At 61.6% G+C, this 14,239-nt stretch carries 32 protein-coding genes and 1 pseudogene; 22 read left to right on the top strand and 11 right to left on the bottom strand.

The window, feature by feature from the left end; translation table 11 throughout:
- The 11 genes and pseudogenes from HP547_RS08985 to HP547_RS08935 form a co-directional block, all read right to left on the bottom strand.
- Nucleotides 1-182 (bottom strand): annotated as a pseudogene (locus tag HP547_RS08985) (hypothetical protein); the annotation flags it as partial.
- Nucleotides 179-451 carry a hypothetical protein gene (locus HP547_RS08980; protein WP_172286097.1) on the bottom strand — a complete coding sequence of 91 codons (273 nt, stop codon included), beginning with the start codon at nt 449-451 and terminating at the stop codon, nt 179-181. The gene HP547_RS08980 and the pseudogene HP547_RS08985, both read right to left, overlap by 4 nt.
- 160 nt (nt 452-611) lie before the next feature.
- A complete protein-coding gene (locus HP547_RS08975) occupies nt 612-1,373 on the bottom strand; it encodes a replication protein P (protein ID WP_172286096.1) in 762 nt (253 codons plus the stop codon).
- A complete protein-coding gene (locus HP547_RS08970) occupies nt 1,370-2,125 on the bottom strand; it encodes a hypothetical protein (protein WP_172286095.1) in 756 nt (251 codons plus the stop codon). Before HP547_RS08970 ends, HP547_RS08975 begins: the two co-directional genes overlap by 4 nt.
- Entirely contained in the window at nt 2,122-2,358 is a 237-nt protein-coding gene (locus HP547_RS08965) for a hypothetical protein (protein WP_172286094.1), read from the bottom strand. The genes HP547_RS08970 and HP547_RS08965 overlap by 4 nt, the downstream gene beginning before the upstream one ends.
- A complete protein-coding gene (locus HP547_RS08960) occupies nt 2,355-3,203 on the bottom strand; it encodes a Rha family transcriptional regulator (protein WP_172286093.1) in 849 nt (282 codons plus the stop codon). Before HP547_RS08960 ends, HP547_RS08965 begins: the two co-directional genes overlap by 4 nt.
- 129 nt (nt 3,204-3,332) lie before the next feature.
- On the bottom strand, nt 3,333-3,542 hold the full coding sequence (locus tag HP547_RS08955) for a hypothetical protein (protein ID WP_172286092.1): 210 nt from the start codon (nt 3,540-3,542) through the stop codon (nt 3,333-3,335).
- A gap of 20 nt (nt 3,543-3,562) precedes the next feature.
- Entirely contained in the window at nt 3,563-3,769 is a 207-nt protein-coding gene (locus HP547_RS08950; protein WP_102667618.1) for a hypothetical protein, read from the bottom strand.
- Nucleotides 3,770-3,830: 61 nt separating this feature from the next.
- The gene (locus HP547_RS08945; protein ID WP_172286091.1) at nt 3,831-4,010 is read right to left on the bottom strand and encodes a hypothetical protein; all 180 of its coding nucleotides are present in this window, start codon (nt 4,008-4,010) and stop codon (nt 3,831-3,833) included.
- An 18-nt stretch (nt 4,011-4,028) separates the two neighbouring features.
- Entirely contained in the window at nt 4,029-4,217 is a 189-nt protein-coding gene (locus HP547_RS08940; protein ID WP_004573832.1) for a hypothetical protein, read from the bottom strand.
- A 30-nt stretch (nt 4,218-4,247) separates the two neighbouring features.
- Nucleotides 4,248-4,451 carry a YdaS family helix-turn-helix protein gene (locus tag HP547_RS08935; RefSeq protein ID WP_033692338.1) on the bottom strand — a complete coding sequence of 68 codons (204 nt, stop codon included), beginning with the start codon at nt 4,449-4,451 and terminating at the stop codon, nt 4,248-4,250.
- Between the two features lie 106 nt (nt 4,452-4,557).
- Here HP547_RS08935 and HP547_RS08930 point away from each other — a divergent pair, with 106 nt between their 5' ends.
- The 22 genes from HP547_RS08930 (at nt 4,558) to HP547_RS08825 (ending at nt 14,192) form a co-directional block, all read left to right on the top strand.
- Entirely contained in the window at nt 4,558-5,268 is a 711-nt protein-coding gene (locus tag HP547_RS08930) for a helix-turn-helix transcriptional regulator (RefSeq protein ID WP_172286090.1), read from the top strand.
- Nucleotides 5,269-5,294: 26 nt separating this feature from the next.
- On the top strand, nt 5,295-5,603 hold the full coding sequence (bamE, locus tag HP547_RS08925) for an outer membrane protein assembly factor BamE (protein ID WP_172286089.1): 309 nt from the start codon (nt 5,295-5,297) through the stop codon (nt 5,601-5,603).
- A gap of 445 nt (nt 5,604-6,048) precedes the next feature.
- On the top strand, nt 6,049-6,219 hold the full coding sequence (locus tag HP547_RS08920) for a hypothetical protein (RefSeq protein ID WP_172286088.1): 171 nt from the start codon (nt 6,049-6,051) through the stop codon (nt 6,217-6,219).
- 10 nt (nt 6,220-6,229) lie between these two features.
- Nucleotides 6,230-6,424, top strand: coding sequence for a hypothetical protein (locus HP547_RS08915; RefSeq protein ID WP_172286087.1), 195 nt, complete (start codon nt 6,230-6,232; stop codon nt 6,422-6,424).
- Between the two features lie 419 nt (nt 6,425-6,843).
- On the top strand, nt 6,844-7,233 hold the full coding sequence (locus HP547_RS08910; RefSeq protein WP_172286086.1) for an AlpA family transcriptional regulator: 390 nt from the start codon (nt 6,844-6,846) through the stop codon (nt 7,231-7,233).
- The gene (locus HP547_RS08905; RefSeq protein ID WP_172286085.1) at nt 7,230-7,451 is read left to right on the top strand and encodes a DUF551 domain-containing protein; all 222 of its coding nucleotides are present in this window, start codon (nt 7,230-7,232) and stop codon (nt 7,449-7,451) included. The genes HP547_RS08910 and HP547_RS08905 overlap by 4 nt, the downstream gene beginning before the upstream one ends.
- A gap of 20 nt (nt 7,452-7,471) precedes the next feature.
- On the top strand, nt 7,472-7,726 hold the full coding sequence (locus HP547_RS08900) for a hypothetical protein (RefSeq protein WP_172286084.1): 255 nt from the start codon (nt 7,472-7,474) through the stop codon (nt 7,724-7,726).
- Complete coding sequence (locus tag HP547_RS08895) at nt 7,723-7,968, top strand: hypothetical protein (RefSeq protein ID WP_060709516.1); 246 nt, start codon at nt 7,723-7,725, stop codon at nt 7,966-7,968. Before HP547_RS08900 ends, HP547_RS08895 begins: the two co-directional genes overlap by 4 nt.
- On the top strand, nt 7,965-8,159 hold the full coding sequence (locus HP547_RS08890) for a hypothetical protein (RefSeq protein WP_172286083.1): 195 nt from the start codon (nt 7,965-7,967) through the stop codon (nt 8,157-8,159). The genes HP547_RS08895 and HP547_RS08890 overlap by 4 nt, the downstream gene beginning before the upstream one ends.
- 120 nt (nt 8,160-8,279) lie before the next feature.
- Nucleotides 8,280-8,426 (top strand): hypothetical protein, encoded by a 147-nt coding sequence (locus HP547_RS08885; protein WP_172286064.1) that lies wholly within the window; start codon nt 8,280-8,282, stop codon nt 8,424-8,426.
- Nucleotides 8,427-8,436: 10 nt separating this feature from the next.
- The gene (locus HP547_RS08880) at nt 8,437-9,303 is read left to right on the top strand and encodes an ATP-binding protein (RefSeq protein WP_172286082.1); all 867 of its coding nucleotides are present in this window, start codon (nt 8,437-8,439) and stop codon (nt 9,301-9,303) included.
- On the top strand, nt 9,300-9,971 hold the full coding sequence (locus HP547_RS08875) for a 3'-5' exonuclease (protein WP_172286081.1): 672 nt from the start codon (nt 9,300-9,302) through the stop codon (nt 9,969-9,971). Before HP547_RS08880 ends, HP547_RS08875 begins: the two co-directional genes overlap by 4 nt.
- A gap of 8 nt (nt 9,972-9,979) precedes the next feature.
- Nucleotides 9,980-10,519, top strand: a complete 540-nt coding sequence (locus HP547_RS08870) for a single-stranded DNA-binding protein (RefSeq protein WP_172286080.1) — start codon at nt 9,980-9,982, stop codon at nt 10,517-10,519.
- Nucleotides 10,516-10,680, top strand: a complete 165-nt coding sequence (locus HP547_RS08865; protein WP_172286079.1) for a hypothetical protein — start codon at nt 10,516-10,518, stop codon at nt 10,678-10,680. The genes HP547_RS08870 and HP547_RS08865 overlap by 4 nt, the downstream gene beginning before the upstream one ends.
- Before the next feature lie 81 nt (nt 10,681-10,761).
- Nucleotides 10,762-11,127, top strand: a complete 366-nt coding sequence (locus HP547_RS08860) for a hypothetical protein (RefSeq protein WP_172286078.1) — start codon at nt 10,762-10,764, stop codon at nt 11,125-11,127.
- Complete coding sequence (locus tag HP547_RS08855) at nt 11,090-11,464, top strand: hypothetical protein (protein ID WP_306140072.1); 375 nt, start codon at nt 11,090-11,092, stop codon at nt 11,462-11,464. Before HP547_RS08860 ends, HP547_RS08855 begins: the two co-directional genes overlap by 38 nt.
- An 82-nt stretch (nt 11,465-11,546) precedes the next feature.
- Nucleotides 11,547-11,897, top strand: coding sequence for a hypothetical protein (locus HP547_RS08850; protein ID WP_172286077.1), 351 nt, complete (start codon nt 11,547-11,549; stop codon nt 11,895-11,897).
- 15 nt (nt 11,898-11,912) lie between these two features.
- On the top strand, nt 11,913-12,746 hold the full coding sequence (locus tag HP547_RS08845; RefSeq protein ID WP_172286063.1) for a hypothetical protein: 834 nt from the start codon (nt 11,913-11,915) through the stop codon (nt 12,744-12,746).
- A gap of 84 nt (nt 12,747-12,830) precedes the next feature.
- Nucleotides 12,831-13,205, top strand: a complete 375-nt coding sequence (locus HP547_RS08840; protein ID WP_172286076.1) for a hypothetical protein — start codon at nt 12,831-12,833, stop codon at nt 13,203-13,205.
- The gene (locus HP547_RS08835) at nt 13,202-13,471 is read left to right on the top strand and encodes a hypothetical protein (RefSeq protein WP_172286075.1); all 270 of its coding nucleotides are present in this window, start codon (nt 13,202-13,204) and stop codon (nt 13,469-13,471) included. Before HP547_RS08840 ends, HP547_RS08835 begins: the two co-directional genes overlap by 4 nt.
- Complete coding sequence (locus HP547_RS08830; RefSeq protein WP_172286074.1) at nt 13,468-14,007, top strand: hypothetical protein; 540 nt, start codon at nt 13,468-13,470, stop codon at nt 14,005-14,007. The genes HP547_RS08835 and HP547_RS08830 overlap by 4 nt, the downstream gene beginning before the upstream one ends.
- Nucleotides 14,004-14,192, top strand: coding sequence for a hypothetical protein (locus HP547_RS08825; RefSeq protein ID WP_172286073.1), 189 nt, complete (start codon nt 14,004-14,006; stop codon nt 14,190-14,192). The genes HP547_RS08830 and HP547_RS08825 overlap by 4 nt, the downstream gene beginning before the upstream one ends.
- Nucleotides 14,193-14,239 lie beyond the last annotated feature (47 nt).

Below are 14,239 nucleotides of genomic sequence, written 5' to 3'. Positions count from 1 at the left end.
GTTCCTATCGGGTTCCGCACGAAGCGATACCGCTCGGCATCCTTGCGCAGCGCCTCGTTCTCGGCCTTGACCTGGTCATAGGCTTCTGCCATTACCACCTCGGGTCCGTGTGGGTCGTAGCTGATCCGGTTGCCGCCCTCGGAAAGCATCTTGACGACTTTGTAGCGATGGACTTCGGTCATGGCGCCACCTTCAGGCCCTGGGCCTCGATCGAGGAGCGCAGCGACTCACGCATGTCGCGCTCCATGCTGGCCGGGTAGTCGTCGAACTTTGGCAACTCCACCACCACGGCCTCGCGGGAGGCCTGCCAAGCCCACCACGCCGAACGCACGTTGACGGTGTTTTTCTCGATCATGTACAGGGCCGAGCTGCGGAACCCTTCACCAAGCAGGCGAACCTCTTCCTCGACGAAAGCCTCCTCGAACACTGCGCGCATCTTGTTGGTGTCCATCAGCGCCGCTCCTTGGCGACTTGGCCCATGTGCTTAAGGCACGCCAAGCAGGTGACCTTTTCAGGCTGGTCGGTGAACTGGGTGGCCCTAACCTTCCGGCCGCACTTCACGATGATGAAGCCCATGTAGGCCATGCGATGCCACATGTGGATTCTGTTCATCACACCCCCTCCCCGGCCGGCTGCCCGGCGCGCTTGATGTTCAACTTGGCCAGCAGGTGGGCACGGCACGCGGCGGCGCTCGACGGGATCTGCTGGAGGTCCAGCAGGCGGGCCTGGCGCTGGTTGGCGTACTCGTCGGCCAGCTCCAGTTGGCTCTTCTGGCTGTCGTGGCCGATGCCGGTGGCGATGTCGCCCAAGGGCTCGCCGGCGACCAGCATGCGGATGGTGATGTCGTAGGCCCGGGCGAACACCTTCTCCGCGCGCTCCACCTCCATCGATCCCAGGTTCTGCGCTTCGCACTGCAGGGCTGCGTGGCGCACCGCTGTATGCGTCCAGTGGCGTGCACCTGCCCTGCTGGGGTGGAAGTTCTCCAGCGCCTCCGCTAGGGCCCGTGCAAGCGGCGGAATGCCCATCTCTTCCGGGGTCGGCTGGCACAGCTTGATGAACTTGCCGCTGCTCGGGGCGAAGTCGGTGCCCAGCACCCGGCACTTCTGGATGCCGAAGCGGATCTGCTCGAGCGTGTTGATACCCGCCGCAACGAAGGACTTGATCCAGCTGCGCTTGGCGGCCTTCAGCGAATCGTCGTCAGGCCAGGCCTGCTTCCACGCTGGGAAGATGGCCTGCAGCTCCTTGAACAGGGCGTTGACCACTTCGGTGGTGCCCGGGTCCAGCTGCTTTGCCGGGGCCTGAACCTCGGCGGGTAGGTTGCTGGCCGAGGCCATGATCTGCGTCACGCTGCGCAGCTTAGGTTGTGCGCTCATAAGCCCCCCAGGTCATCAGCCCAGCTGGTGTCGTTGAAGTCGGGGCCGCTGGCCGGGCGGCGGGAGGCGAACGGGGCAGAGCCGGCTGGCTGGGGCAGTTCGTCTTCCCAGCGCTTGCCGTTCAGCCAGGTGGATGCGTGCGGGATGAACTGGCCGCCGTCCTTGGTCCAGTCGGTGGAAACGGTCCAGGCAGCCAGGGCTTTGGCCATCAGGTCGAACAGATCAGCGGTGACCTTGATCTTCGCCCAGGCCTTCTTGGCGTCGGCCTTGCTCACCTTGCGCGGGAACAGCGACCAGAACCGTTCGAAGTCGACCAACTCGCCTTCGCGAGAGTCAGTCCTTACTCCCTTCAGTCCTTGCTTACCTTCAATACTTACTAGTGTCGGATTTGCCGGATACGGCTGAGCCGGAAGCGGTTCAACCGGATACGGCAAAGCCGGAAGCGGTGTTTCCGACACGACGTAGTGGGTTTCGCCCAGCAAACCGGACTCGCCACGGTCCTGGCGGCGCTCGACGTAGCCAGCGGCGATCAGCTCTTGCAGCAGGCCGTAAACACCGTCACGGCCGGTCGGTTTCGACGACTTGGCGGTCTCGTTGCGCAGATGGGTGACGGACACGGCCCAGTGGTCCGGCTTGCCCAGCAGGAAGACCAGCAGGCCACGGGCAGCCCAGCTCAGGCGCCCGTCCTCGCTGATCGACTTGTTGAGCATGTAGAAGTTGGCCTCGGGGCGAGGCGCGCGGATGATGCTCATGGCGTCACCTTCGCGGGCGCGAGCTGCCAGAGTGTGTTGTTGCTCTGCGACTTGTCAGATACCACCAGCCCCAGCTTTTCCATGCGGTCGAGCTCCTGGCGGATCTTCCGCGTGCCGATGGCGCCGTGCTGCAGGTGATGACGGAACCACCAGGTGCAGTACCAACCTCGAGCGGAAAGCTCTGGCTTGCTCATATAGGCGATGATGTCGTCGCGCAGGTCCTGGCGGGTCATGCTGCACCCCGCACTGCCTTGTCGTGGGTGTGCAGGCCGTCCCAGTTCTTCTTCATGGGCAGCTCGCCGGCCAGGTACAGTTCGTACAGACGCACGGCGCCCTTACGCAGGAGGATTGGCGTATAGCTGATGAACGCCTCTTTCCCGTGCGGGCTGACCGTCTGCTGATGCTCGGTCATGTACTTGTCGCGGGCGTAGGCTGCCACGCGGTACCGGGTACCGGACTTGCTCTCGTTGTAGAGCCAGTTGCGGCCTTCGAGGAAGTGGCCCACCTGCATCACGTTGACCCCATTCAGGCCCTTGCAGAACTGGACGTGGCTCATGCCTTCCTTGAACAGGTTCTCCAGGTGGTCGATCTTCTTGGCCTGGGCCTCGACCTGGACAGTGAGCAGGACGCGGGCTTTCTCCGACTCCAGGGCCATCTGGAGGATTTCCAGCTTGCTCAGGTCGGCGGGCTGGGGCGGGGTGGCTTTCGCCAGGCGCCAGAACTCCTTGACCAGCCGTTTCTTGAAGTCGCGGACGATCGAGGTGTTGCGCATGTAGGTCAGCAGCAGGGTCGCCTGTTGCTCATTGAGCAAGGCGATTTCACGGGACTGAGCGCCGCCAGCGGTCTCAAAGGGTTCGATTTGAAATCTGACCCTTTCAAACTCGGCGAAATCGGCTTCGTACTTGCGCACCAGAGCAATCACGCTGGCGTGCTCGTTGCCTGTTTCGCTGGCGACAGTGACGGTGCTGGTCACCGCCTCGCCTTCGAACAAGGTGACAATTTCTGTGCGCGCCACGAAATGATGGTTCGCGTTTTGTGGCGCGACCCTTTGCAGGGCCTGTACACTTTGGGTCTGCATAGGTAAGATTCCTCAACAGAGTTTTTCGTTATGCAGAGAGCCGGGCCGCGAACCCGGCTTTTTTGTCTCTGCGATTTGGCGTCCCTTATGAGGGACTGGCGCCCGGGTCCCTAATTAGGGATCGGACGGTTACCTCGGCGCCGCGAACGGCACCACGTTGTTGCTCTTGGGCTTGCCCCTCATCGAGAGGAAGCGGGTGGCCATGCCGACGATTTGCGATGCAAGTTCGTCGGGGGTAAGGCCGGCCTCCTCCGCCCAGGCTTCCAGCTCCTGGAAGTCGGAACGGCGGAACTGCTCGACCTTTACGTCGTGCTGTACTGCTTCGTTTGCAGGCGACATTCGTCCTCCCCTGGACCTATTCAGGCCCTGGCCTTCTTCTCGTTGATCAGCGGCAAGTGGCCGTGCTCTTTCTTGAACGCCAGCGCGGCCAGGATGATTTCCCGGGCCAGCACGCTGTGCTGCGCCTTGAGCTCCAGGGCAAAGTCCTTGAGCTCGTTGAAGTCCTCGTCATCCAAGCGGACCTTGACCTGGTGGTCGTGGCGGTGAGCTTTGTCGTCGTAGGCCATCGGGTGTCCCCTGCGCGCTGGGTAGATCGTTCGGGCTTATCAGTTACGTGTCAGGGCCGGTTCAGGCCCTGCGATGGAACGGTGTTACGGTTCCCCGCGTGAAGCGGAGCTTGGTTCGGCTGGCCAGCTCTCGATCGATCATTTCCGCAGCGAGTGCTTCAGGGGTGATCCCCCTTCGTGCAGCTTCCCGCTCCAGCTTTTCCATCAAGTGCTGATCCAGACCGACCTCTTGGATCGGCATAGGGCCTCCTCGCGGCCTTCAGGCTGCGGTTTGATCGCCGGTATTCTCCGAAGCCAGCGCGGCCAGCTGCGCTTCCAGCAGTTCGCGGCACAGCACGGCACGTTGAGTGCGGTGATACGCGGCCAATGCCTGGATCAGATTGAATGTGTCCTCATCGACCCGGACCTTGATCTCGCGGTCATGCAGGTGCTTGGGGTTGGCGTACATGCGGGGATGGCTCCTTGCAGTTGAAAGTGGTTATGCAGCTTGTGGGTAGATGTCGGGACGCAGCTCGTGGCGTGAAACGCCAGTGGCTTTTTCAATTTCAAGAACTCGCTCGGCTGGCACACGCCCCGAGGCGCACATTTTCTGCACTGCCTGAGGTGTGACCTTGAGGAGTCGAGCGAGGGCGGATTGACCGCCTGCGGCCTTGGCCGCCTTGCAGATCGGTAGCTCTTCCATTTTGGGCCTCAAAGTTACAACTACAACCAAAGGTTATCGCACGAATGCGAAAACTACAACTGAGATTCACAGTGATATTTACAACTTGCGGTTGCATCATTCGAGGATGAGCACACTAGGTCAGCGCATCGCGCGCAAAAGAGAACAGGCCGGCCTGAATCAGTCAGAGCTGGCTCGCAGGCTTTCGGTATCCCCGCAAGCTGTGCAGAAATGGGAGTCCGGGGCGTCGGTACCCAGGGGAAAGCGCCTGGACGACATCGCAGCTGCCTTGTCCACCTCGGTTGCATACCTGGTTACCGGAGAGCTGCTGGCTAGGAGCGATCGGGCAGAGTCCAATGCCACGCTGCTAGGCCCTATAGACGTGTGGGATGACGACACCCCATTGGATGACGACGAGGTGTATGTGCCGTTCCTCAAGGAAGTGGAGCTGTCGGCCGGCAGCGGTAGAACCGTTGTTGAACAGTCCCACAAGCAGAAACTGCGCTTCGGCAAGCTAACCCTTCGCAAGCAAGGCGTTCAGCCGGACCATGCGGTGTGCGTCACCGTCAGCGGTAACAGCATGGAGCCCGTGCTGCCTGACAAGAGCACCGTAGGCGTTGACCAGGGAAGCATCTCTGTAGTGGACGGGAAGATGTATGCGCTCGATCATGACGGCCAGCTTCGCGTGAAGATGCTCTACCGCCTACCGGGTGGGGGGATACGCATGCGCAGCTTCAATCGGGACGAACATCCTGACGAGGAGTACACCGCCCAACAAATGCTTGAGCAAAACATCGTCATCAAAGGTAAAGTGTTCTGGTCATCCGTCCTCTGGTAGGGCGCCGCGTACACATGGAGGTTTGCATGCTTCGCCAGCTTCAACGCTTCGCCTTGGCTGCCGCTGTGGTAGTGCTGGCAGGCTGCGCAGGAACACCTTTCACTTTTGGACAGGCCAGCCAGGTCAAGGTTGGAATGACTGAGGATCAGCTTTCCGAGATCATGGGCAACCCCTACATGGTTGTATCCCAGGAAGACGGTCAGCGCTGGATCTACTCGAGCGCAACCGCCTTCAGCGGGGCGAAGTCCGTGTCCTTTGTGACCAAGGACGGCAAGGTTTCACAGGTTCCGTACATTCCGAAAGACTACATCGCAAAGCCAAGCCCTGACGAATGATTAGGCAGATACGCCGAAGCCCGCCAAGCGCGGGCTTTTTTGCGCCCGTAGCTACAACTTAAAGTCTCAGAAAATGAACGACTTACAACTTTTATTCGAAAAAATTACAACCGAGGACTTGCGCTCTGTAACTCTTGGTTGTAGATTTGGTTGCAAGCAGTCACTCACTAGGGACTGCAGAGGCCCTCACGGCTCACCGCTCTTTAACAGCCAGCGCTACAAACAACAGACCGCATTGCCTCTACCGGCGACCGGCGATCAGACAGCCCCGAAAGGCTGCCCACGACAGGGAGAACCCTGTACGGCTGACGAAGGTGAAACGCCTAAACCGAGAGAACGACCCGGGCATGCAATGCGCCCCGCCACCCCGGCGGTAATGGGACAGAACGATTTACTGATGCCGGTTCACCGAGCCGGCATTGGAAATCAACTGGAGTGACGCGACATGCAACTGACTCTTGAATCCGCGGTAAAAGCCATCGCCCAGGTGCAGGCTGCCTACAACTGCTCCGACCTGGAAGCGATCACCAAGATGCAAGGCGCCGCCGCCAAGGCTGGAGACGAGGCATCGCTGGAATGTCTCTGCCTGATCAAAGCGACTCTTCTCGGGCTGTGAGGGCAAGCTGATGAACCTGACCGACAAAAAGCAGGACGACCGAATCCGCTCGGCCCTGCGCAATGCTGAGCGGCGCGGCCAGTTGCAAGTGGTTGCAGCGGTAACCGGCATTGCCGGTGGCGTCGAGAAGCTACGCGAAATCATGAACAGCACCGACGAGTTGCACATCATGGATCGCGGCATGCTGGCCCTGCACTTGGGCTGATCCCCTGACAGCCGGAAAGACGGCCCGATGCCCTGCTCCCCATCGCAGGCTGCATCGGAGTGTGATCTGCCAAGTAAGTAGCTGCCCCAGCGCGGGGGTAGATGAAAACCGGTTACGCGGCGTTAAACCTGGCGGCTGGCTGGGACGCGACAGATCACACTCCGATGCAGTTTTCATCGATTTAAAGCGCATCACCGTGAGCCTTATGCGACGTAATGCTCACCACCATCAACTTAATCGACGTTCACCGCAGGCGAATCCGGGGCCGCCCGGCCAGACCAGATGCATGTGAGGTAGCGCTCACCGCCTGCACCCCTTCCCTTCACTTCGACCGCATTGGCAGGCGCCAGGCCACCTTTCACGGTGGGTTTGGTCACCTTCGCCTGGCTCCTGGCAAATGCGGTTGCACGGAGTCATTGATGACTAAAGATCCCGACCTGCGAACTCCGGCAGAGATTTGCCGTGAGCTTGAAATCGCTCGCTCCACATTTTGGCGCTGGAGGAACACCCCGGGGTTTCCTGAGCCAATCAAGAAAAACAAGATGCAGATGATTTTTCGGATCAGCGAGGTGAAGGGCTTCCTCAGCGATCAAAGGATCATGGACGCCGCCGTAGGAGCCTACGAAAGCAGCAGCGCTAAACGAGCTGCCGGGTCTAGCACGCAAGCATCCTTGCGCGACTACTTCGCTGTCCGAGCTATGCAAGGTATCTGCGCTCACGACGACAACTGGGGCTGCGATGTTAAAGCCATTGCAGAGCAGTCCTACGAGCTCGCCGACGCCATGCTCGCCGCCCGGGTGAAGCCATGAGCGACTGGATCAAGTGTTCTGAACGCATGCCTCAGCTGCCCAAGGGTGGCGGAAAGGCTTGGGTCATCGCCTACACGCCAGCACGAAAAGCACAGAGCGCCTTCAACGGCGCCCGCTTCCTCTACTGGAACGGCATCGACTGGCGTTATGGCGATGGCTCACGTTTCGAGCACCGCGTGACGCACTGGCAGCCACACCTCACCCCACCCACCGAGTAACCCACCACCTGGAGGCGACCATGTCTCTTGAGCATGAGCTGTACGCAGACAGCGCCCAGGCGCGCGAGGTCGACCGCCAGATGCGTCTGTTCGGCGACACCAGCTGGGCTGACCACATCACTTCGGAGCAGGCCCGGGCGAACAACGAGGCCTGGAACAGGAACATCCGCGAGCGCGACGAGCGCCAGCGGGCTGAAAGCCGCCGGGTCATTGCCTCGGCACTCGACAAGATGGAAGCCATGTGCGGCTCAAGCGCCGCCCGGAGGACTGCATGAACCTATCCACTCAGCGTGACGTGATCAGCATTATCGAAGCCCGGCTGGAAGCCATGCGCAATGGCTCATCCTCGCCAAGTGGGCAGGCCCGCCTGGAAGGCGAGATCGAAATGGCGATCGACCTGGCGCACCTGACCGGTGCAATTGATCTGCCGCTTCGCAACCACTTCATTGCTCGGCGCGACCGCATGATCGCCAACGACCACCAGCAGTGGGAGCGGCAGTGCAGGAGGCTGGCATGACAACGCCAATCGTGAAATCGCTCATCGATGAGCAGCTTGAGCAGATCGAGCGCACCCTGGCGGTGATCAGTTTCGGCCTTCCGTTTAACGAGGTCATTGGCCTGCCGCGCGACACGCCGGTAGCCAGTCTCCGCCGCCAGCTCAGCGCAACCATGAAGGGGAGGCGCATCGCCGTCCGCGTGCGGCCATGACCGACTATCAACGAGCGCGTCGGTTCGCCATGTGGCGCGGCAGCTTCATCACCCTCTCCCTGTGCACCGCCTGGATGATCGCCAGCGCATACGCCGACCGCATCACCTCCTGAGGTATCCATGAACACCACACCCCGCCTGGCCGCCCAGTTCGACTGGATGACGGTCGGAGCGTTCTCGCCTGAGCGGTACCAGGGCGAGGATCGCAAAGAGTACGAAGAAGAGGCCGCTCGCATTGAGCGGCAGTGGGACAACCAACCGAGCTGAGGGCATCCCCATGTTCAAGAAAGCCGAACGTAAGCAGGCAAGGCTACGGCTCGCACTTACCGGCCCATCTGGATCTGGCAAGACCTATTCCGCCCTGCTATTGGCCATGGGCCTGGGCGGCAAGATCGCAGTGATCGATACCGAACACGAGAGCGCATCGCTGTACGCCGACCTCACTGACTTCGACGTCATGGGGCTGAGCGCGCCGTATTCGCCAGAGCGTTACATCGACGCCATCAAGGCCGCTGAGGCCGGTGGCTACTCGACGCTGATCATCGACAGCTACTCGCACGAGTGGGTCGGCTCCGGCGGATGCCTGGAGATCAACGACACGATCGCCAAGCAGCGCTACAAGGGCAACACATGGTCGGCCTGGAACGAGACGACGCCGCGCCACCGCAAGCTGGTCGACACCATCCTCACCAGCCCGCTGCACATCATCTGCACCATGCGCAGCAAGACCGAGACGGTCCAGGGCGAAGGCAAGAAGATCCTCAAGCTCGGCATGAAGTCGGAGCAGCGTGACGGATCGGATTACGAATTTACTGTGGTGCTCGACCTGGTTCACGACGGCAACGTTGCCGTTGCCACCAAGGACCGCACCAGGCTCTTCGAGCAGCCGGAGGTTGTCAGCCCGGACACCGGCTGTCGCCTACTCGCTTGGCTGGACGATGGAAAGTCGCAGGCCGAACTGCAGGCCGCGGCGCTGGAGGACGCGCTGTCGAAGATCCCCCTGACGGAGACGATGCAGGAACTGCAGAGCGTGTTCTCCGCAGCCTATCGCGCTCTTGAGCATTCCCCTCACCTTCTTGCGCAGCTGAATGCCGCCAAGGACCAACGCAAGTTCGAACTTACCCCTCAGGAGCAATCGGCATGAATGCCTGCATCTTCGACAGCGAAACCACTGGCCTGAACGACCCACAGTTGGTCGAGGCCGCATATCTGCAGTTGGTAGACACTCTTAGCCTGCAGGTGGCCACCGAGTTTCTCCAGCGCTACAAGCCGGCCAAAGCGATCGAACTCGGCGCCCTGGCCACCAGCCACATCCTCGACGAGGAACTGGCTGATTGCCCGGACCACACCGGGTTCCGCCTGCCAGCCGATATCGAGTACCTGATCGGCCATAACGTCGACTACGACTGGGGCGTCATCGGTCAGCCGGCGCTCAAGCGCATCTGCACCGCAGCGCTGAGCCGTCGCCTGTGGCCTGACGCAGACAGCCACTCGCAATCGGCGATGATATACCTGCACTACCGAGAGCAAGCGCCGGGCCTCCTGCGCAACGCCCATGCCTCCCTGGACGACGTGAAAAACTGCCGCCTTCTGCTGGTCAAGATCCTCGACGCCCTGGCCGCCGAGCTGGGCCGCCCCGTGACCGACTGGGAAGAGCTGTGGACGATCTCGGAAGATGCCCGCATTCCGACCGTGATCGGATTCGGCAAGCACCGCGGCGCCAAGTTCAGCGACCTGCCGGCCGACTACCGCCGGTGGCTGCTCAACCAACCTGATCTCGACCCGTTCGTTCGCAAAGCGCTTCAGCGCTAGGAGACACCATGGCCCGCGGAGTAAACAAAGTCATCCTGGTCGGCACCTGTGGCCAGGATCCCGAGGTCCGCTACCTGCCCAACGGGAACGCGGTAACCACCTTGAGCCTGGCTACCAGCGAGCAGTGGACAGACAAGCAGTCTGGTCAGAAGGTCGAGCGGACAGAATGGCACCGGGTATCGCTGTTCGGGAAGGTTGCCGAGATCGCCGGCGAGTACCTGCGCAAAGGCTCGCAGTGCTACATCGAAGGCAAGCTGCAGACCCGCGAATGGGAGAAAGACGGAATCAAGCGCTACACCACCGAGGTCGTGGTCGACATCAACGGCACCATGCAGTTGCTCGGCGGCCGGCCCGATAACCAGGGCGGCGGACAGCAGCAACAGCAGCGCCAACCCCAGCAGCAGCGCCAGCAGCCACAGCGCCAGCAGTACCAACAGCAGCGCCAGGCGCCACAGCAGCAGAACCAGCAGGGCACGAACGGCCCGGACCACGACAGCTTCGATGACGATATTCCGTTCCGGCCCCTCCGCTACCTGGAGGGCGCATGATCGCCACGATCGCCCAGCCAGCTCCCGCCGTGAAATATGCGGCGGCCATGGCCAGATCCACCGGCCAGCCTTGGGGCGTATACCGGGGCAGCAGGCGCCTGCTGGTGGTCATGCCGTCAGCCTCGACGAAGAAAACGCCGATTGAGGCGTGCCACCCATGAGGCGCGTCAGCACCTTGGTCCGCCAGCGCCGTCGGCAAGAACAGTTCCACCTGCCGCCAAGCGGCCTATCGGAGAAGCGAAATGCAGAAAGCACCCTCTGGAGTCGTGACCCTGCCGGCCTGGATGAATCGGCCGGTCAAGAAGCTGTACAACACCCGCAGCGGCGGCCAGTACCGGCCTGACGATGTGGCCCTGGCCTTTGCGCTGAGCCTGCGCTTCCACGACAGTGCCGACCACCTGCGCAGGTTGGCCCGGCGCCTGGTCGACAAGGTCTGCCTCGAGCACCAGCCGAACATGAAGCGCCTGGCCCGCGAGCCGGACGACGCCCAGGTGTTTGCTGCCGCGCTCAAGATCATCAACCGGATGTGCGACCTGCTCGATATCGGGCCGGGCGCCAGCTTTGTGCGCAATGGAGGCGATGATGGCTCTGACGCAGCAGCAGCGTGACGAAAAGCGCAAGATCAAAGAGGCGAAGGCCGGCATTGAAGACCTGCGAATGAAAGCCCGCGCCGGCACCCGCCAAGCCCTGGCCGAGATAATGCAATGGGCCGAGGTCGAGGAAAACGGCGAGGCCATGACCCTGCTGATCCACCGCATCCATGAATTAGGGCCTGAAGCGGCCCGCCACTTCCTCAGTGCTCCGCGCCACGAAATCAAGCTATCGAGTTCTGTGGTGCGCAAGCTCGACCAGTTCAGGCTGAGCCGCGAGCTGCGGGCGCCGGGCCTGGAACTCGGCGACGACCCGGACGACACCGGCCTGATCCTGCTCGCAGAACGGGCCTGACCCTCCAGCGCTGACCGCCAGCGCCTTCCCCTATTCAACGATAACGCCTCCCCGGCGAGGGCGGCGCCTGCCTGGAGGCACCATGAAGATTCAGATCAGGACGCTCTACAAGTGCGGCTCCTGTGGCGACATCCACGACGATGAAGATGGAGCCCGGGAATGCTGCCAGCCAGAAGTGGAGGAGATGTTCGAATGCCCGGCATGCAAGACCATCCATGACGGCGAGGACGAAGCGCGCTTGTGCTGCGAAAGCGACTCGATCAAGTGCCCATCCTGCTATCGGGACTACTCATCCATCACGCTTTCGTTCCAGGCCATCAAGATTGCCGGCCACTGCACTACCTGTAACCCGATGTTCACCATCGACCAGCAGCAGACCATTCAGGACTTGCACTTCCAAGAGACTGGGCGCCGCGAGCACCTTTTCGACTGACTTCCGGAGTTACCCATGCCCACAGAAAACCGATCCAGCAACACAGAGATGGTCAGCGTGCCGCGCGAACTGCTTGAGCGCCTTGACCTCGGGAAGAACACAGCAACAGCACTGGGCGCGCTTCCTGAGTTGCGGGCTGCCCTTGCCCAGCCAACCCCGCAGCCCCACGCCGAGCCGATAGCGTGGATGGTTGACACTGCCTTCTGGTGGACCAAAGAAGAGGCAGAGCGGGATGCGGCGGAGACTGGGCTACCGATTGTTGGGCTGGGGCCGATGACCGCAATCGGGCGAGCCGAGCAGCACCAGGGCGAGCCGGTGGGGCTGCCTGGTCGTAAGCGTGACAGCAATGAAGATAGTGATGTCTTAACCGACTGCTATAACGGCGGCTGGAACGCCTGCCTCGAAGAAATCGCCAAGCTGGGGCCGCTCTACACCCGCGCTGATCCTGGCGAGGTTGAGCGGCTGTCACAGATCATTCGCGACCTCAACGAAGAGCGTGATGAGCTTGGGGCTGAGGCCGGCAGGCTGCGCGCCCAGCTGGCCGGGCGGGATGCGCTGCTAGAGGACTGGCACACGGCCAATTGCACTGGCGAGGTAAATGTCTCGGACAAGGCATATCGAATTGTTACGCGCACCGCGGCCATTCTTTCCCCCGGCGCAAAGCCGATCGCTCTAGGCGATCAAGATGATCGGTCGGACATTGCCGCTGACGCCGCATACCGAAATGGAGTGATGCACGGCTACAAACTGGCTATGGAAGGTGATGAAGCCGAGTACCAGGCCTGCATCAACAGCCTGACGGGGCACCTGCAAACCGCCCGCGCCGCCCTGAATCACAAGCCCTCCTGACCACTTGAGTACAGATGTACTCCTGGCAGCTGTAACCCCTCTCCCCTCTATTCACTGCCGCGATATGGCGGCCAAGGAATGCCTGTGTCCGAAGTAGACGAACGCGATCTTGAACTGCTCAAGCTGGCCGCCAAGGCCGCACAGCTTGAGATCGAGCCATGCACTTGCCGCGATCCAAAGTGGCCTTTCCGCTTGAAAGGTCAGTCGGGTGTTCGTGCTCACTGGAATCCGTTGATCAACGATGGCGACGCACTGCGCCTGGCCGTGCTGATGGGCCGGGGCGACCGCCTGGGCATCCAGATCCACATCGTCGAACCCTTCGACGGCGATACCGACCCGTACACCGTCGTGGATGCCGAGCGCTTTGGCGAGTTCGACATCTACCATGGCGATGATCCATTCCGCGCAACTCGCCGAGCTATCGTCGAGGCGGCGGCATCGATCGGGAGCAAATCATGACCCGCCTCGCCCTCTGCCTCCTGCTGCTGGCCACCGGCGCCAGCGCAGAACAGGTCACCCCCAATGTCGAGGTGATCCACGACGACAAGCGCGCGGTCACCTGCTGGGTCTACAGCGGCCACTACTACAAGGGCGGCATCAGCTGCATCCCCGACAGCCAGCTGCAGGCCGACAACCAGCGCCAGCTCTCCCCGCACGAAACACAACCCGAACCTACACCCGCACTGTCGCCTGGGCGCTGGATTGATGAGAGGTATCAGCTGTGAGCAAGATCGATTGGAGCAAGGCGCCAGAATGGGCGGATGGGCACGGCCTGGTCGCCCATCACGGCATCACCGAGGTGTGGATCAACATGGACCAGTACGCCGTAGTCGGCGCCGAGGATCGCGCCTATCCCTATGGCGGCGGCACTGGCGATCACCGGCACAACTTCACGCGCGGCCAGGTCCAGTACATCACGCCTCGCGCTGATCGCTGGAATGGTGAGGGCCTTCCCCCGGAAGGGACGGTATGCGAGATCAAGGGCTGCATGAGCCACTACCTGCAGTGGAACAAGGTGACGGTCTTTGCTGTTCGAGACAAGACGGTGTTCTTCGATATGGAAGACGGGCGGTGGGGGAAGACCGAATCGCATGAAATCCGCCCCTTACGCACGCCAGAGCAGATCGCGGCGGAGGTGCGCGAAAACGTTATCGAGCTGATGCTCTCAGACACGCACATCCTAGCCGGGACGATGGGTGATCGCCGGCTGATGGCTGAGCAACTATTCGACGCCGGCTACCGCAAGCAGGTGGCGCCATGATCGAACACTTCACCCTGAACGAACTGGAGGCCGCACTCAAAGGCCACGCCATTCCTGGCGACCTGCACTGCGGCGAGTCCATCGCCCAGTACCTGCACCGCGAGATCCAGCGCCTGGCCAAAGAGCGCGACAACCTCCGCGAGGATCGCGACGGCCTGCTTGAGGCCGGTGCCCACCTGCTCTAACCAACTGCCCTCAAACAACTCAAACCCGCCGACATGCGCGGGCATGG

The organism is Pseudomonas sp. CM27 (assembly GCF_013179515.1).
Classification (GTDB): domain Bacteria; phylum Pseudomonadota; class Gammaproteobacteria; order Pseudomonadales; family Pseudomonadaceae; genus Aquipseudomonas.
This window is presented reverse-complemented; position numbering and strand designations above follow the sequence as displayed.